The organism is Novosphingobium sp. (assembly GCF_965229225.1).
In the GTDB taxonomy this organism is placed as follows: Bacteria; Pseudomonadota; Alphaproteobacteria; order Sphingomonadales; family Sphingomonadaceae; genus Novosphingobium.
In genome coordinates, this window is the sequence record NZ_OZ245867.1 from 970,679 (window position 1) to 985,613 (window position 14,935).

At 62.7% G+C, this 14,935-nt stretch carries 15 protein-coding genes; 5 read left to right on the top strand and 10 right to left on the bottom strand.

The window, feature by feature from the left end; all coding sequences use genetic code 11:
* The 4 genes from ACO06X_RS04155 (at position 1) to ACO06X_RS04170 (ending at position 5,946) form a co-directional block, all read left to right on the top strand.
* The gene (locus ACO06X_RS04155) at positions 1-1,179 is read left to right on the top strand and encodes a cytochrome P450 (RefSeq protein WP_226018724.1); all 1,179 of its coding nucleotides are present in this window, start codon (positions 1-3) and stop codon (positions 1,177-1,179) included.
* 556 nt (positions 1,180-1,735) lie between these two features.
* A complete protein-coding gene (locus tag ACO06X_RS04160; RefSeq protein WP_421838721.1) occupies positions 1,736-2,371 on the top strand; it encodes a TetR family transcriptional regulator in 636 nt (211 codons plus the stop codon).
* 228 nt (positions 2,372-2,599) lie between these two features.
* On the top strand, positions 2,600-4,237 hold the full coding sequence (locus ACO06X_RS04165) for a flavin-containing monooxygenase (protein WP_421838722.1): 1,638 nt from the start codon (positions 2,600-2,602) through the stop codon (positions 4,235-4,237).
* 83 nt (positions 4,238-4,320) lie between these two features.
* The gene (locus ACO06X_RS04170; RefSeq protein ID WP_421838723.1) at positions 4,321-5,946 is read left to right on the top strand and encodes a class I adenylate-forming enzyme family protein; all 1,626 of its coding nucleotides are present in this window, start codon (positions 4,321-4,323) and stop codon (positions 5,944-5,946) included.
* Here the strand turns inward: ACO06X_RS04170 and ACO06X_RS04175 are convergent, their stop codons facing one another.
* The 8 genes from ACO06X_RS04175 to ACO06X_RS04210 form a co-directional block, all read right to left on the bottom strand.
* Positions 5,947-6,597 carry a TetR/AcrR family transcriptional regulator gene (locus ACO06X_RS04175; protein WP_421838724.1) on the bottom strand — a complete coding sequence of 217 codons (651 nt, stop codon included), beginning with the start codon at positions 6,595-6,597 and terminating at the stop codon, positions 5,947-5,949.
* Between the two features lie 67 nt (positions 6,598-6,664).
* On the bottom strand, positions 6,665-7,765 hold the full coding sequence (ribB, locus tag ACO06X_RS04180; RefSeq protein ID WP_421838725.1) for a 3,4-dihydroxy-2-butanone-4-phosphate synthase: 1,101 nt from the start codon (positions 7,763-7,765) through the stop codon (positions 6,665-6,667).
* Between the two features lie 9 nt (positions 7,766-7,774).
* Entirely contained in the window at positions 7,775-8,557 is a 783-nt protein-coding gene (locus tag ACO06X_RS04185; protein WP_421838726.1) for a DUF2889 domain-containing protein, read from the bottom strand.
* A 6-nt stretch (positions 8,558-8,563) separates the two neighbouring features.
* Entirely contained in the window at positions 8,564-9,094 is a 531-nt protein-coding gene (locus ACO06X_RS04190; protein ID WP_421838727.1) for a flavin reductase family protein, read from the bottom strand.
* 1 nt (position 9,095) lies between these two features.
* Positions 9,096-9,866 (bottom strand): enoyl-CoA hydratase-related protein, encoded by a 771-nt coding sequence (locus ACO06X_RS04195; protein ID WP_421838728.1) that lies wholly within the window; start codon positions 9,864-9,866, stop codon positions 9,096-9,098.
* A 2-nt stretch (positions 9,867-9,868) separates the two neighbouring features.
* Positions 9,869-10,705 carry an enoyl-CoA hydratase-related protein gene (locus ACO06X_RS04200; RefSeq protein WP_421838729.1) on the bottom strand — a complete coding sequence of 279 codons (837 nt, stop codon included), beginning with the start codon at positions 10,703-10,705 and terminating at the stop codon, positions 9,869-9,871.
* Between the two features lie 5 nt (positions 10,706-10,710).
* Complete coding sequence (locus ACO06X_RS04205) at positions 10,711-11,172, bottom strand: nuclear transport factor 2 family protein (RefSeq protein WP_190287379.1); 462 nt, start codon at positions 11,170-11,172, stop codon at positions 10,711-10,713.
* 83 nt (positions 11,173-11,255) lie between these two features.
* Complete coding sequence (locus ACO06X_RS04210; protein WP_421838730.1) at positions 11,256-11,771, bottom strand: nuclear transport factor 2 family protein; 516 nt, start codon at positions 11,769-11,771, stop codon at positions 11,256-11,258.
* Between the two features lie 98 nt (positions 11,772-11,869).
* On the opposite strand from ACO06X_RS04210, the gene ACO06X_RS04215 reads away from it, so the two are divergent.
* A complete protein-coding gene (locus tag ACO06X_RS04215; RefSeq protein ID WP_421838731.1) occupies positions 11,870-12,529 on the top strand; it encodes a carboxymuconolactone decarboxylase family protein in 660 nt (219 codons plus the stop codon).
* Here ACO06X_RS04215 and ACO06X_RS04220 read toward each other — a convergent pair whose 3' ends face one another.
* Positions 12,530-13,789: a cytochrome P450 gene (locus ACO06X_RS04220; RefSeq protein WP_421838732.1), complete on the bottom strand. Its 1,260-nt coding sequence runs from the start codon at positions 13,787-13,789 to the stop codon at positions 12,530-12,532.
* Between the two features lie 18 nt (positions 13,790-13,807).
* Positions 13,808-14,893 carry a zinc-binding dehydrogenase gene (locus ACO06X_RS04225; protein WP_421838733.1) on the bottom strand — a complete coding sequence of 362 codons (1,086 nt, stop codon included), beginning with the start codon at positions 14,891-14,893 and terminating at the stop codon, positions 13,808-13,810.
* Positions 14,894-14,935: the final 42 nt, after the last annotated feature.

The following is a 14,935-nucleotide window of genomic DNA, read 5'->3' on the forward strand; positions in this document are numbered from 1 at the left end:
ATGGCCCAGCCTTCCAGCCGGATCGATCTGTTCGGCGATGCCGTGCTGGCCGATCCCTGGCCCACTTACCGCGCGCTGAGGGACATGGGTTCAGCCGTCTGGCTGGAGCAGGCCGGCGTCTGTTTCATCGGCCGCTACGCCGACGTGCGGCGCGCGCTGAATGACTGGCAGGTCTTCTCCTCGGCGCAAGGGATCGGCTTCAACCCGATGATCAATGCCGCCTGGGAGGAAGCGCTGATCTGTCAGGACCCGCCGGTCCACACCGCGCGGCGCAAGCTCATGATGGAGGCGCTGGGGCCGGCGGCACTGAGACCCGTCGCCGAAACCATCGAACAGCGCGCGGATGCGCTGGCCGAGCGGGTCGCTGCGATGGGCACGTTCGATGGCGTGGCCAACTTTGCGCATGACCTGCCCATCGGCGTGGTGATGGACCTGATCGGCTGGCCACACGATGTGCGCCCTCGCCTGCTCGATCTCGCATCGGGTTCGTGGAACGCGGCAGGCCCCGCCAACGCGCGGATGGAGCAGGGGCTGACCGGCCTGCAGGACATGATGGGCCTGCTCACCACGCTCTACGACGAGGAGCGCGTGCTCCCCGGCGGTTTTGCGGCAGGCTTGATCGCGGCCTCGCACCGCGGCGAGATCACCCGCGAGACGGCCATCGGCATGCTGGCGGGCTATGTCGTTGCCGCGTTCGAGACGACGATCAGCGCCATGGCGGCCGGTCTCTACCTGTTTGCAACGAACCCAGACCAATGGGCCCTGCTGCGCACCGATCCGGGCCTTGCGACAGCTGCCGCCAACGAGATCGTGCGGATGGAAACACCGCTCCAGAACTTCGCGCGGGTGACGACCCGCGATGCCGAGCTATCCGATGGCAGCATTGTGCCTGCGGGCACGCGCGTTGTCGTCTCCTACGCCAGCGCCAATCGCGACGAGCGCCAGTTCGACGCGCCTGATACCTTCCGCATCGACCGGCGCGAGAAGCAAAACCTCGGCTTCGGGCACGGGCCGCACGGCTGCGCCGGGCAGGCGCTGGCGCGGATGGAACTGACAGCGGTGTTTGTCGCGCTGGCCCGGCGGATCGAGCGGTTGGAGCTGGCTGGTACACCACAGCGCATGCTCAACAACATTTCGCGGGCGTTCTCACACGTGCCGCTGCGGGCCATTTGCGACTAACCTGCGCCAACGGCACGCGGCAAAGCAGTGGGTAGCCCCCAAGCGGCCACAGTAAGCCATTTATGGTCGGAGGAGGGATCTAGAAATTATCGCTATATAACTGATTTTAATATTATTTATTCTGCGCGAGGTGCAAATACCCCCAATAATACCCCCTGATTTCCGATCTGCGACAGCCTGTTTCGACAATCGGACCAACTGAGATTGGGCAGCCGAACTGGAGTGCAGTCCTGATTGGATCTCTGCAGAGGTAGAGGTTCCTCTTATCTACACCGAACAGCACAATTCTGAGCGATTGGCTTCTTTATGGCGGCATGGGAGCAAGTTCGGCAAACGAGGATCGTGCCTGCGTCGTTTCGGCGCTTCAATGTACAAGCGGTACAGATGGTGCAAACGACAAAGTCAATCGCAACAGACGCCCTCTGGTTGACCGCAGCTCTCAACCCCGGCAGTGCAAACGACTGTGCCCCCCAAGAGGCCAAATTGGTGCCTTGGGAGGGTGCGCCTGCGGACCAACTAACCGATGAGCCGGATGCCTAGCAAAGATCAGACCGCAATGCCGGAAGTCAATCCGATCAAGGCCGAGATCGACGAGATCAAGCGCCGACGGATCCTCGACGAGGCCGTGCGGCAGTTCTTCGAGAGAGGCTACGAGGCAACGTCGCTGGAATCCATCGCCGAGGGGCTCGGCGTAACCAAGCAGTTCATCTATTCGCGCTTTCGGAACAAGGCAGAACTGCTGGTTCACGTGTGCAAGGCGGGCGCCACCGCGGCGGACGAAACAGTTGCATTCAGTGCCTCGCTCGAGGGCGACCCTGCAACGCGTCTGGCGCAGATCATCCGCTATTTTGTTCAGCTGCAGATTGAGCACCGGCGCGAAGTCGCCCTTTATTTTCGCGAGGCGAAGAGCCTGCCGGCCGACGAAAGCCAAGCTATCGACGGCTCAAAGCAGCACTTCCACCGCATGTTGCGCACGCTGCTGAAAGAAGGTTCCGCAAGCGGCCAGTTCGAGATTGCGGATCCTTCGCTGGCCGCGTCGGCACTCGGCGGGATGGCATCATGGGCATTCACATGGTTCCAGCCGGAGGGGCGCTGGGATGCCGAATCGGTCGCTCAGGAGATCGCTCTCCTCGCACTAAGGACCGTCGGGGTGCGCGATCCGGCAACTTACCTCAGCGGTCCTGCCGACTGATCTGCGGGCGCAAGTCAGGCTGGCAAGCCAAACCGACCGAACCGCGTTATTCCATTTCTTCAGCATGATGGGATCGGACCTCGCACTGCGCATGGCTCGCTCGCGTGCGACCCTGCGCCGCTTCATGGGCATTCTCACTCATAATATTCTTGACAGAATATATATATTCGTTTGAGTATATTTGGGATCCGAGGGCATCGCCCGGCGGCGCAATGCAGAGGTATCCCCATGGTGATTGGCGAACTGAAGCCCGACTTCGACGCGGTTGTGATCGGCGCCGGCGTAACCGGAATTTACCAGACCCACCTGCTCGAACAGAGTGGCCTTTCCGTTTGCGGGATCGAGGCGGGAGCAGATGTCGGCGGCACCTGGTTCTGGAACCGTTATCCCGGTTGCCGGCTCGATACCGAGAGCTACGCCTACGGCTACTTCGCGCTGAAAGGCATCATCCCCGATTGGGAATGGCAGGAGCGGTTCGCCTCCCAGCCCGAGATGCTGCGCTATGCCAATAGCGCCGCTGACGCGATGGACGTCCGAAAGCTATACCGCTTCAACACCAAGGTGGTCGCTGCGCACTATCAAGAGGCATCCAATGTCTGGGAAATCACGCTCGATAGCGGTGACATCCTGACCTGCCGCCACCTTATCTCCGCGACTGGCCCACTTTCGGCAACGCGGATGCCCGACATCGCAGGCATCGACACATTCAAGGGCGAAGCCTTCCATTCGTCGCGGTGGCCGGTCGACGAGGACGGGCTGCCGCGTGACATCGATTTCACCGGCAAGCGCGTTGGGATCATCGGGACAGGCGCGACCGGGGTTCAGATCATTCCGATCGTGGCCGAGAGCGCCGGCGAATTGCTCGTGTTCCAGCGCTCGCCGAACTGGTGCACGCCGCTCGGCAACACGCCGATTAGCAAGGACGAGATGGCCGTCATCCGCAAACGCTATCCCAATATTCTGGAATACGTGAAGGTGACCGACACCGCTTTCCCGTATCACCGCGATCACCGCAAGGCGATCGACGTGCCCGCCGAGGAACGCGAGGCCTTCTTCGAACAACTCTACAACCAGCCCGGCTACGGCATCTGGCTGAGCGGCTTCCGCGATTTGCTGGTCAACAAGGAATCCAACAAATTCCTCGCCGACTTCGTTGCCGGAAAAATCCGTCAGCGGGTCAAGGACCAACGTGTTGCCGAAAAACTGATCCCGACCGATCACCCGTTCGGCGGCAAGCGGGTGCCGATGGAGACCAACTACTACGAGGCATATAACAAGGCCAACGTCCACCTGATCGATATCCGCGAGGCCCCGATCGTGGAGATTGCCGAGACGGGTATCCGCACCGCCGATGCGTTCCACGAACTCGATGTGATCATCTTCGCAACCGGGTTCGATGCCGTGACCGGCTCACTCGACCGGATCGATATTCGCGGCAAGGGCGGCAAGCGGCTCAAGGACGCCTGGGCCGATGGCCCGACCACGTTCCTCGGCCTTCAGGCGCGCGGCTTTCCCAATTTCTACACGCTGGTCGGCCCGCATAACGGTTCGGCATTCTGCAATGTCGGGGTTTGCGGCGGCCTGCAGGCGGAATGGGTGACGCAAATGCTGGTATACCTCACCGCCAAAGGCCTCAGCTTTGCTGAGCCTACGCAAGCTGCGGAGGACGAGTGGACCGAATCCATTTACCGCGATTTCTCGCGGACCCTGCTGGCCGAAGCCAACGCCTGGTGGGTCAAGACGACCACGAAACCCGACGGCACGGTTGTACGCCGAACGCTGGTCCATGTCGGCGGTGGCCCCGAATATCGCAAGCGCTGCGAGCAAGTGGCATACCACGACTACGAAGGCTTTGAGCTGGCCTGACGCCAATCAACATTACCGTTGACAGGCCCATTGACGCGCTTCATTCATGGCTCCAACAAGCTATTACGCGGGGGAGTTTCGTCTTGATATTCAGCGAGTGGTCCGAGGTTTCGCCGCTGGCGGACCTGCTCATCCGCAGTGCGGCGCGTTATCCCGACCGCCGGGCACTTGTCATGCCTGGTCTCACCCTCACCTATGCAGAGCTGCGCGACGCCTCCATCGAAATTGCGCGCGGTATCATCGGGCTGGGTCTCGGCCAGCGCGCGCATGTCGGCATTCTTGCAAACAACAGCCGCGAACTTGTTACGGCGGTGTTCGGTGCTGCGCTGGCCAATTGTGTGGCCGTCCCGCTCAACGCCCGCCACAAGAGCCGCGAACTCGGCTTCATCATCGAGAATGCCGATCTTGCGCTGATCCTCACGACAGCAGCAGACACCCGTTTCGTCGACTTCCGCGCTGTGCTTTCAGAAGCGCTACCCTCGCTGGGTAGCAGTGCTCCCGGCGCCCCTCTCGCGCTGACTGAAGCTCCGCTGCTTCGCGGTATCGTCGTGCTCGAAGGCCATGCGCCAGCTGGCTTCCTTTCGCGCGCAGACATCGCAGAGGCCGCTCAGTCTGTACCTGTCAGTGCAGTGGATGCCGCCCGCCGAGCGACCCGGCTGCGCGACACCGCGCTGATCATCTATACCTCAGGCACCACCGCCAATCCCAAAGGGTGCCTGCTCAGCCACGAAGCCGTGACGCGCGGTCCGGTCGAACGCGCCAGCAGCCGGTTCCGCGCCCGCGAACACGATGTGACGTGGGGCGGTGGGCCACTCTTTCATATCGGGTCACTCGCCCCCTTCATCGGGGTGATCGGCACCGGCGGGACTTATGTCACCGACGTTGTCTTCGATGCCGGCAAGGCGCTCGATCTGATGGAACAAGAGCAGGTCAGCGTGGCATGGCCATGGTTCCCGGCCATCCTGCAGCCCTTGCTGGATCATCCTGCGTTCGATCCGGCCCGCCTTGCCGCCTTGCGCAAGGTCTTGCTGATCGCACCGCCAGCGCTGGTAAACCGCGTCCAGCACACCTTCCCCGAGGCCGAGTTCATGCAGGCCTGCGGCATGACCGAAACCGCTGGGATCTTCGCGCTTTGCGCCCCTGATGAGACCCCCGAGCAGCGTGCCGTGAGCCAAGGCAAGCCAGTGCCCGGTATTTCGGTCAAGATCATCGAACTCGAAAGCGGCGAAGAAGCGGCACCCGACGTCGTCGGTGAAATCCTTGTCCGCGGCTACTGCGTGATGGAGGGCTACTACCGCTCTCCCGAGAAGACTGCCGAGGCGCTCGACAACGAAGGCTGGCTCCATACTGGCGATCTCTACGCACGCGCTGCGGATGGCCAGCTGACCTTCCACGGCCGCGCCAAGGACATGCTCAAAGTCGGTGGTGAGAACGTCGCAGCGATCGAGGTCGAGGCCTATCTGTGCAGCCATCCGGCGGTCAAGCTCGCCGAAGTGGTGGGTCGCCCCGATCCGCGGCTTGATGAGGTGCCCGTGGCGTTCATCGAATTGAGGCCTGGTCAGTCGGCAACCGAGGAGGAACTCATCGGCTTTTGCCAGGGCCGGATCGCGAGCTACAAGGTGCCTCGCGCGGTGTTCTTCATGAACGACGGAGAATGGCCGATGTCGGCAACCAAGGTCGACAAGCGGGCACTGCGCGCCCGGCTTTGATCAGCGTTTCTCCATCCCGCTGAAAAAGATCTCGCAGAACGCATTCGAAACTTCCGCCGCGGAATGCGTACCGCCCGGCTGATACCAGCGATGAGTCCAGTTCAGCATGCCGAACACCGCATTCGCCGCCACTGAAACCGCGATGTCGTCCCGCATCTGCCCGGTGCGGATCAAGTCGCTGATCAGGCTCAGCACGATCCGCTCGAATGTCCGGGTCTTTGCCACGATCCGCTGCGCCCAGGCACTCTTTTCGCTCGTGACCCGGCTCATTTCTTCCTGGATGTAGACGTACATGTGTGGATAGTACTGGTCATAGGCAGACATCAGCTGGGTAATGACCGCCCGCAGCTTGTCGCGGGTTTCCAGCTTCTCGTCTTCGAAAATGGCCTCACACGCCGCAATGTTCGCTTCCACGCCGACGCGCAGGCACTCGCGGAAGAGCTCTTCCTTGCTGCCGAAGTAGTAATAAACCGTCGCACGATCGAGACCTGCCTTGTGGCCGATCTCGGCAAGGGTCGTCGCCTTGAATCCGTGGGTCTTGAATTGACGGCCGGCAATTTCGACCAGTTCAGCACGCTTGGCCAGATAATCTGCGCTGCCTTCTTCCAGCGCAGACTGCCGCCGCTTCGAAATATTGCTCGCTATTGCCATGGGGCGAGGCCTATCCACCTCAGGCCTTGATGACAAGGCCGGTTTCATGACGGCACCAGGCGCCAAGTCAGGCACCGACGATGGCTCTGCGGTCGATGATCTCAAGGCCAAATCCTTCCAATGCCGCCATCTTGCGGGTGCTTGAGGTAAGCAGGACCATCCGCCCGACCCCCAGATCCTTCAGGATCTGCGCGCCGATGCCATAGTCCCGCTCGCTGGAAAGGCGGGCATACTCACTGCGGCCGCCCAGAACACGGCGCGAGATCGACGCACGATCCGGATCCTGCACGAACACTGCTACAGCCGGACCGTCATGCGCTGCCATCTGGCGCAGTGCAGCCGGGACATAGTCCGGATGCGCATTGCGATAGCCGAGCAGGTCAGCCGTGAGGTCAAACTGGTGAACCCGGACCAGCGTGTCACGGTCCGGCCGGATATCGCCGCGTACCAGCGCGACGTGCTCTCCGTTGTCAACCAGATCGCGGTACACGTGGATCGTGAAGCTGTCTCCATAGTGGCTGTCGAAGGGACCACTGGCGACGCATTCGACAAGGGTCTCCGTGCGCCGCCGCCACGCGATCAGATCTGCGATCGTGCCGATCTTCAACCCGTGTTCCTCTGCAAACGGAATGAGATCGGGAAGGCGCGCCATGGTCCCGTCGGCGTTCATGACCTCGCAGATCACGCCGGCCGGGATCAGCCCGGCGAGGCGGGAAATATCGACTGCCGCTTCGGTGTGCCCGGCACGTACCAGAACACCGCCATCACGAGCTACCAGCGGAAAGACATGGCCTGGCGACACCAGGTCGCGCGGCCCGCAATGCGCGTTGATGGCAACGGAAATCGTCCGGGCGCGATCGAACGCGGAAATCCCCGTCGTCACACCTTCGCGCGCCTCGATCGAGACGGTGAACGCAGTCCCGTGGCCAGAGCGGTTGTCGCTCGACATCAGCGAAAGTTCCAGCTCGCGTGCGCGCTGGGCAGTGATCGCAAGGCAGATCAGACCGCGCGCGTGGATCGCCATCTGGTTGATCCGCTCGGGCGTCGCAAATTGCGCAGGAACAATGATGTCCCCTTCGTTTTCACGGTCATCGGCATCGACCAGAATGAAGGGCCGGCCGTTGCGCGCCTCGTCGATGATCTCGTCGGTCGTGGCAATCGTCGTCACGTCAGGCTCCTACTGTGATGCGGCTTCAGGCACGCCGCGAAGCGGGGGAAGCCCACTGGTCATATCGCGAACATAGCCTGTGTTGTCGTATGCGGTAGCGAATGCGGCGCCACTGAAGCTGTAGCAAGCCCCGCGCCGCGAAGGTTCCTCGGCCACGCGGCGCGGGCTCGGTCCGTCAACAATATAGGCTCGGCCGCGGGCCACGAAGACCGCCATCTGGGCCATCCGCCACAGGTCAGCCTCACCGGGTGGCAAAGTTGCGTCAGCCCAGCGGGTGAACCCGCCGAACAGGCCTTGCCCGCGATATTCGGCCGGTTCCACGATGGCCTCGTGTTCCAACACCCACACCAGCGCCGGTGCCCCGTCCAGATCGAGAGCCAGATGCTGAACGCCGTCGGCATCCCGGTCCGTCAGCGCAATCTCGACCGTCTCGCCGCGCTCACCCCGTACCAGCCAAGCGAGGCCCAGCCGCGCGAGCTCGACAAGGTGCGTGCATTGCCCGCCACGTTCCTCAGAAGACAGAGCCATCGCACTGGCGGAAGCCGAGCGACCGATCAACTCGCGCAGGGCCACCACCGCGCCGGGACAGCTTGTCTTGGGAAACCGGTCCATGCGGGCAACGACGTTGGATATGATGCCGCCCTCGACAGTCAGGGCAACCCGCATGTCATGGTAATCGTCGAGCAGCGCCACATCGATCCCATGCGTGCGGCGCAAGAAGGTGATCCGGCGTCGGTAGACTCCAGTCCCGTAATCGGGATTGGGCGGGTAGTGGATGAGGTTGGCAGACATGTGCCGTCAGCTTGCGGCGGCGAAACGACCGTACGCACCCTTGAAAAACAGCAGCGGCCCCGCAGCCCGCTCGACTGCGAGAGACTCGACCCGGCCCAGCACGATGGTGTGGTCTCCGGCGTCGATCTCGTTGGCAATGGCGCATTCGATATGCGCGACGACACCATCCAGCAGGGGCAAGCCGCGCTGCGACAGCCTGTGCGACGTCCCTTCGAACTTGTCGCCCCCGCGCGAGGCGAACCGGCGGCACAATTCGATCTGGTCATCGGCCAGCACGTTGACGCAAAAATACCCCCCGGCCCGCACCAGTGGCCAACTGCTTGAGCTGCGGTCAGGGAAAAACGCGACAAGCGGCGGGTCAAGCGAGACAGAGGTAAAGCTGCCGACCACCAGCCCTGCTGCCTCACCATCGTGGCTCACGCCGGTGATCACGCAGACGCCAGTCGGGTAATTGCCTAGTACAGAGCGGAAGTGGCCCGGATCGATCTCGACCCGGATATCTGTTTCGCCAGCCTCTGTCGCGCCGTGCCCGGTCATGTCAGCGCCCGGTCCACACCGGCTTGCGGCGCTCGGCGCCTGCCAGTTCGCCCTCGCGCTTGTCGTTGCTTTCGGCGTACTGCTCGATCTCCTCAAAGCGCGTCATGAGCGCGACTTCGAGCGGATAGCCGAGACGGCCCAGCGCGGCGGCTTTCGCTGCCTGATTGGCAAGCGGCGATGCAGCGTTGATCTTGTCCGCCCACTTCTGTGCAGTCGCGGCAAGCTCGGCAAAGGGGACGACTTCGTTCACAAGGCCATAGCGCTCGGCCACATTGGCCTTGATCCGCTCGCCGGTCAGGATCATCGCCATCGCGATGTGGTGCGGCAATTGCCGCATGGCGCGGTGCACAACCCCGCATTCGCCAATGATGCCTACCTTGGTCTCGGGTAGGCCGAACTGAGCGGTCTCGGCGGCGACGATGATGTCCGCGCACATCGCGAGCTCGAAACCGCCACCAACGCAGAACCCCTGCACTGCTGCAATCAGTGGCTTCTTGAGCGTCACCAGCGGCCCACCGATCCCGGTCAATCCGCCTGCAAGCGCCATGCGCGTCTTGCGCTCCGCCCCGCCTGAAACGTCGGCCCCGATGCAGAACCCCTTCTCGCCTTCGGCCGAAAGGACCGCGCACCAGATCTCGGGATCGGCGTTGATCGTGTTCCAGGCCTCCAGCAGCAGATCGTCCATCTCCTGCGTGATCGCATTGAGCCCCTGCGGGCGGTTCAGACGGACGTGTGCGACATGTCCTTCGATGGTGAATTCGACGTCTGCCATGATTACTCCTTCGGCGCGGCGAGCGGGCTCGTCGGCTGGGTTTTGAATTGCTGGATGACGGGCTTGAGACCCTGTTCCTTCATGCGCTGGCGGATTTCGAGCACAGCGGGCGCGAGGTGCAGCAATGCGTCGATCTCCGCGATACCCGAGAGCGCCTGTCGGAAACCGGCGGCCTCGGTCGCGCGGTTGATCGAGAGCTTCTTGAGCCGCAGCACATCCGGCGGTGTCATCGCGATGCGCTGGGCGAGGGAACGCACAGCCGGGATCAGGTCAGCTGCGGGCACGCAGTGGTTGGCCCAGCCCCAGGTCACTGCCGTTGGCCCGTCAATCCAGTTGCCCGGCACGAACGCAAATTCCTTGGCGCGCTTGGGGCCGACGAGACTGACCCATGTCGGCGCGATAAAACCGCCGCCGATGGGGATGGTCGGTTCGCCGATGCGCACATCGTCAGCAACGATCGTGATATCGGTGAACACGCACATCTGGGCCGCTGCGGCGAGGCAGAAGCCGTGGACCGCCGCGATGACCGGCTTGGGATGATCCCACATCAGCAGCCACCGGTCGACATTGGCGCGCAGGCGTGCGTGATCGACCATGGGGTCCGCCGGTCCGCTGTCCCCCGAGCCGTAGCTGCCAAGGTCCATTCCCGCGCAGAAGCCTTTGCCTTCGCCGCGTACAGCGATGACTGGGCCGCCCTCGCGCTTCAGGCGCTCGAGCGCGTGGGCAAACTCGTCGAGCAACTGCGGCGAGAGAGCATTGGCTGCCTCCGGGCGATCCAGCACGATCCAGCTGAGCGCTTCCTCATGCTCGATCCGGATCGTGGCATAGTCGCCGGTCACCGCGGTTACTCGACGCGCCCGATGGGGTTTGCAGCCCGTACGTGATAGTCCGTCGCCATCACGGTCTTGAGGATGCGCGTCTTGAACTTCCACTTGCCGTCCCGCTTGACGATGACGTCATGGTACTGGCCGTAGAGCACGCCGTCGGGCCGCTCCTTGGTGTAGCGGTGGATTGCCAGTACCGCCGCGCGCAGGGTCACCTCGGTGTCGCTGACCCAGTCAATCACGATGTTCGAAACATGGTGCGAGGTTGCGCGGAAGAATGTGCCGATACCATCAAGCGTCTTGGCGTAAGCCTCGATCCCGGTCGCGCCGAAATTGGGTGCGTAGCTGACTTCGCAGTCCTCAACGAACAGCTCGATCATCTTCTCGGGCATGTTCATGTCGAGATAATAGGCATAGTCGAACACGATCCGCTCGATCGCACGTTCCTCGACCAGCCGCTCCAGCGCGCTTGCTTCACCCACGACATCTCTCCTCATGTTTCGTTCAATCAGTTTCCTGAGGCCTTACGTTCACCGCACAGGGCGGACGCGTCCCCAGCTTGCCTTCAGCCGTCCCGTCGTCGTGGAAAATCCGAAGGCAGCGGTTCTGCGCCCGGCCAACGCACATTGAGCGGGCTCGTGAGCGACGCCTCTACGCCGGACCAGGGAGCGATGTGGACGACCTTCATGGCCCGAACAGCAATGCGCCAGGCGCCCTCTTCGCGTTCGTAGCGATCGACGTAGCGCACCGCGCCAAAATAGGTTGCGTCGCCAAGGCCCAGTTCGAGATGCGCGCATACAAGGCCGTCGGCTGCGTCGGCACCATCGAACCGGATGTGAACATAGTGGGGCGTGTGCACCGTCTGGCCCATGCCGGCTCGTGCCGCCGAAAGGACCGAAATGATCCCGTCACGCCCATCAGCCTCTTCGAAACCCGAGGCCTCAAACCGTGCTTTGCGTGTGAAGCACTGCGCCAACTGCACATAGTCGTCATCATCGGCGGCACGGAAGTAGACCGCGACGAGATCCTGAATCGCCGCTCTGTCCTCCAGTATCCTGATGCGCTCTTCAAGCGACGGCACGATCCGACTCCCCAACTCTCCCAACCGATATGGGCAAGCCTGAATGGCCAGTCAACACATAAGTTGACAGTTTTGGAACAGAGCGGCACAGTCGCTGCATGACGGATATTTCCATCGCTGATCTGCGCGAAGAAGCAGAAGTTCTGACCGCCGGACTCGCAGAAGGCGAACCGCTCGACGCGCTCGCTTGTGCGCTTGTCGCGCTCGCAGTCGCTGCCTCGGTGACCGCCCTCGATCGCGCCGCCACCGCATCGGCCATCGCCGAGTGCTTCGATGCCGGCGGGTCCATCGGGCAAGTACAGGAAATTCTCGCCCTCGCCTCAGGACTCGGCGTTCACACGCTGATGGTTACAGCGACTGCTGTGCTCGATGCCGCCAGTGCGCGGGGCTTGATTGATGCCGCAGCGCCGCTTGACGCAGAACGCCAGGCGCTGTGGGACCGCCACGTCGGCACCGATTCTTTCTGGAACGGATTTTCTGCCGAACTCCCCGGGTTCCTCGAAGCGATGCTTCGGCTTTCACCCGATATCTTCACCGGCTTCTTCGAGTACTGCGCCATCCCTTGGCGCAGCGGCACCGTTCGGGCCCGGGTCAAAGAACTGGCTGCTCTGGCCTGCGATGCAGCGCCGAGCCATCGGTTCCGCCCCGGTTTTCGCGTCCACCTCAAGAACGCGATCGCACTGGGCATCGGCTGGCGTGCCATCATGCAGGCAATGGACATCGCGGCCGCGGCACCGGAGCACCGCGGCACGGATTGATCAGGCTGCCTTGCCGGGATCCCAGATCAACGGCACGTTCTCGACTGCCGCCACGATACCCGAATGGTAGACGGGGTTCGCGCCCGGAGCGAGGCTGAACTCGGGAATGCGGCGGATCCACTCCTGCAGCGTCACGGTCGCTTCCAGCCGCGCCAGATGCAGACCAGCGCAACGATGTGGGCCAGCTGCAAACGTGCTGTGCTGGGGCGCCTTGCGGTCCCAATCGAGGTTCCAGGGATCTTCGTTCTCGTCCGGATCGAGGCCGTGGAGCGCAGTCGGAAGCAGGATCATATCCCCCCGCCTGAGTTCAATGCCGCGATAGGTCAGGTCCGTAGCAACCATCCGCGCATCGGACACCACCGGGAAGCGCCGGAACAATTCCTCGACACCGCGGCGCAGTTTCAGCTCGTCATCCCGGATCTCCGCCACCTTCTCCGGATGCCGGGCCAGGTAGATCATCGCAAAGCTGAGGAAATTCACGACTGTATCAAGCCCGCCCAGCAGGAGCAGCGAGATCAGCCCCACGGCCTTGTCATGCGGCATCGGTTCGCCGTTGATCGTGCCATTGACCATGACCGAGATAAGATCGGTGCCATCCTTGCCGCGCCGCTCGCGAATGATCGGATCAACGTAGGCATCGAACCCCTTGTTGGCTGCATCGAGCGTTGCCGCCATCTCTTCGGGAGAATTCCCCGCAGGCCGAGTCATGTCCTGGGCAAAGACCGCTAGCTTGGGGACATCCGACATCGGCAGATCCGCCATGGCCATGAAGACCTTGACCGGGAACACGTTGGCATATTCTGCCGCAAAGTCGCATTGGCCCCTAGCAACCATCGGCTCGATCAGATCAGCCGCAGCCTGGCGGACCTGATCTTCCATCTTGCGGATTTGTGCTGGATTGAGGCCGGTATCGAGCAACTTGCGATAGGGGGTGTGTTCGGGCGGATCCATCCGTGTCGGCACCATCCCGTACTTCTCGCCAGCTTCCTTGGGCAGAAAGATGATCTGGCTCGAGAAACGCGATGGATCGCTATAGATTTCCTTGATGACCTCGCCGCGCGTGGCGACCCAATGCCCGCCGGTCAGCGGCGTCCAGGCGAGTTCGGGCGTGTCCGGCGTCTGAATGGCCTTCCAGGCTTCGTGAAAGCCGTTCTCGATTCCGTCGATCGCATACATGTCGATATCGCGGACAAGTGCCTCGGGAACATGGGCCGGGCGCGCGGCGCGAACTCGGCTATCGGCGACAGCAGCTTGCGTCATGGTTCGTCCTTCTTTGCCTTAGTTGATCTCGGGATCGATGATGGCCTTGATCACCGAACCGGCGGCCGTAGCATCGAGAGCCTCAAGCGCCTGAGCGACGCCGAACCGGTGCGTGACGATCTCCGCCAGCGGGTATTCCCCATTGAGCCGCGCCGCGAGGTGCAAGGCCTGATGGAAGTGCTTGGGTTTGGCGAAGGTCGCGCCGGCAATCGTGAGGTTCTTGATTGTCAGATCGCGGGGAGAGATCGGCTGCGTACCGATAGCGCCCCACAGGCCCAGGATGATGTAGCGGCCGTGGTTACCGGCTATGTCCACGCCCTCCGGGAATGCCTGCAGCGCGCCTGCTGCCTCGACCACAATGTCCGGCCCGTTCGGCGCAACCCGGTCGTAGATCTGCCGGCGGCGCTCCTCTGGGCTGTCCTTGAGCGACACGGTAGCAGTCGCGCCGAGCGAGCGCGCAATCGCCAGCCGGTTCTCGTGCATATCCACCGCGATGACTTCCCGCGCACCTGAAAGCTTGGCGAGGAGAATGGCCGAGAGGCCGACAGGGCCTGCACCCTGCACCACCACGGTGTCACCCATACGGACAGGACCGCAGCGGTCGAAGCCGCGCAGAGCCGTGGGTAGCGCACATCCGAGCGCAATCACCGCCTCGACCGAAGCACCGTCGGGTAGCCGGAAAAAGGCAAGGCCATTGGGCAGCCAGGCAAAATCCGCATAGCTTCCCCAGTTGGGCTTCTCGGCGTGCTCGAAAAAGGTGGAATTGTCGCACGGCGTTTCGTCGAGAACCGTACAGCTATGGCAGCGGTGGCACAGCGCGATCGGTGCCCAGTAGATGAGGTCACCCGGCTTGACGGCGACGCCCGCATAGTCGGTCAACACGCCTGCGCCGAGCTTCTCGATCCGGCCGACGCCTTCGTGGCCCAGAATAATCGGGAACGGCATGACCCCGGCCTCGCCCGACATGATGTGCACGTCGCTTCCGCACACACCGCCCGCGACGATGCGCACCAGCGCGCCGCCCGGTTCCGGATCGAACACCTGAACGTCCCAGGTCTCGACCCGATTGGGTTCGACCAGCACGCACGCTCTTGCTTTGGTCATGTCTCGATCCTCTCAGCGAGCCGGTTAGACCGCTGCGGCGCA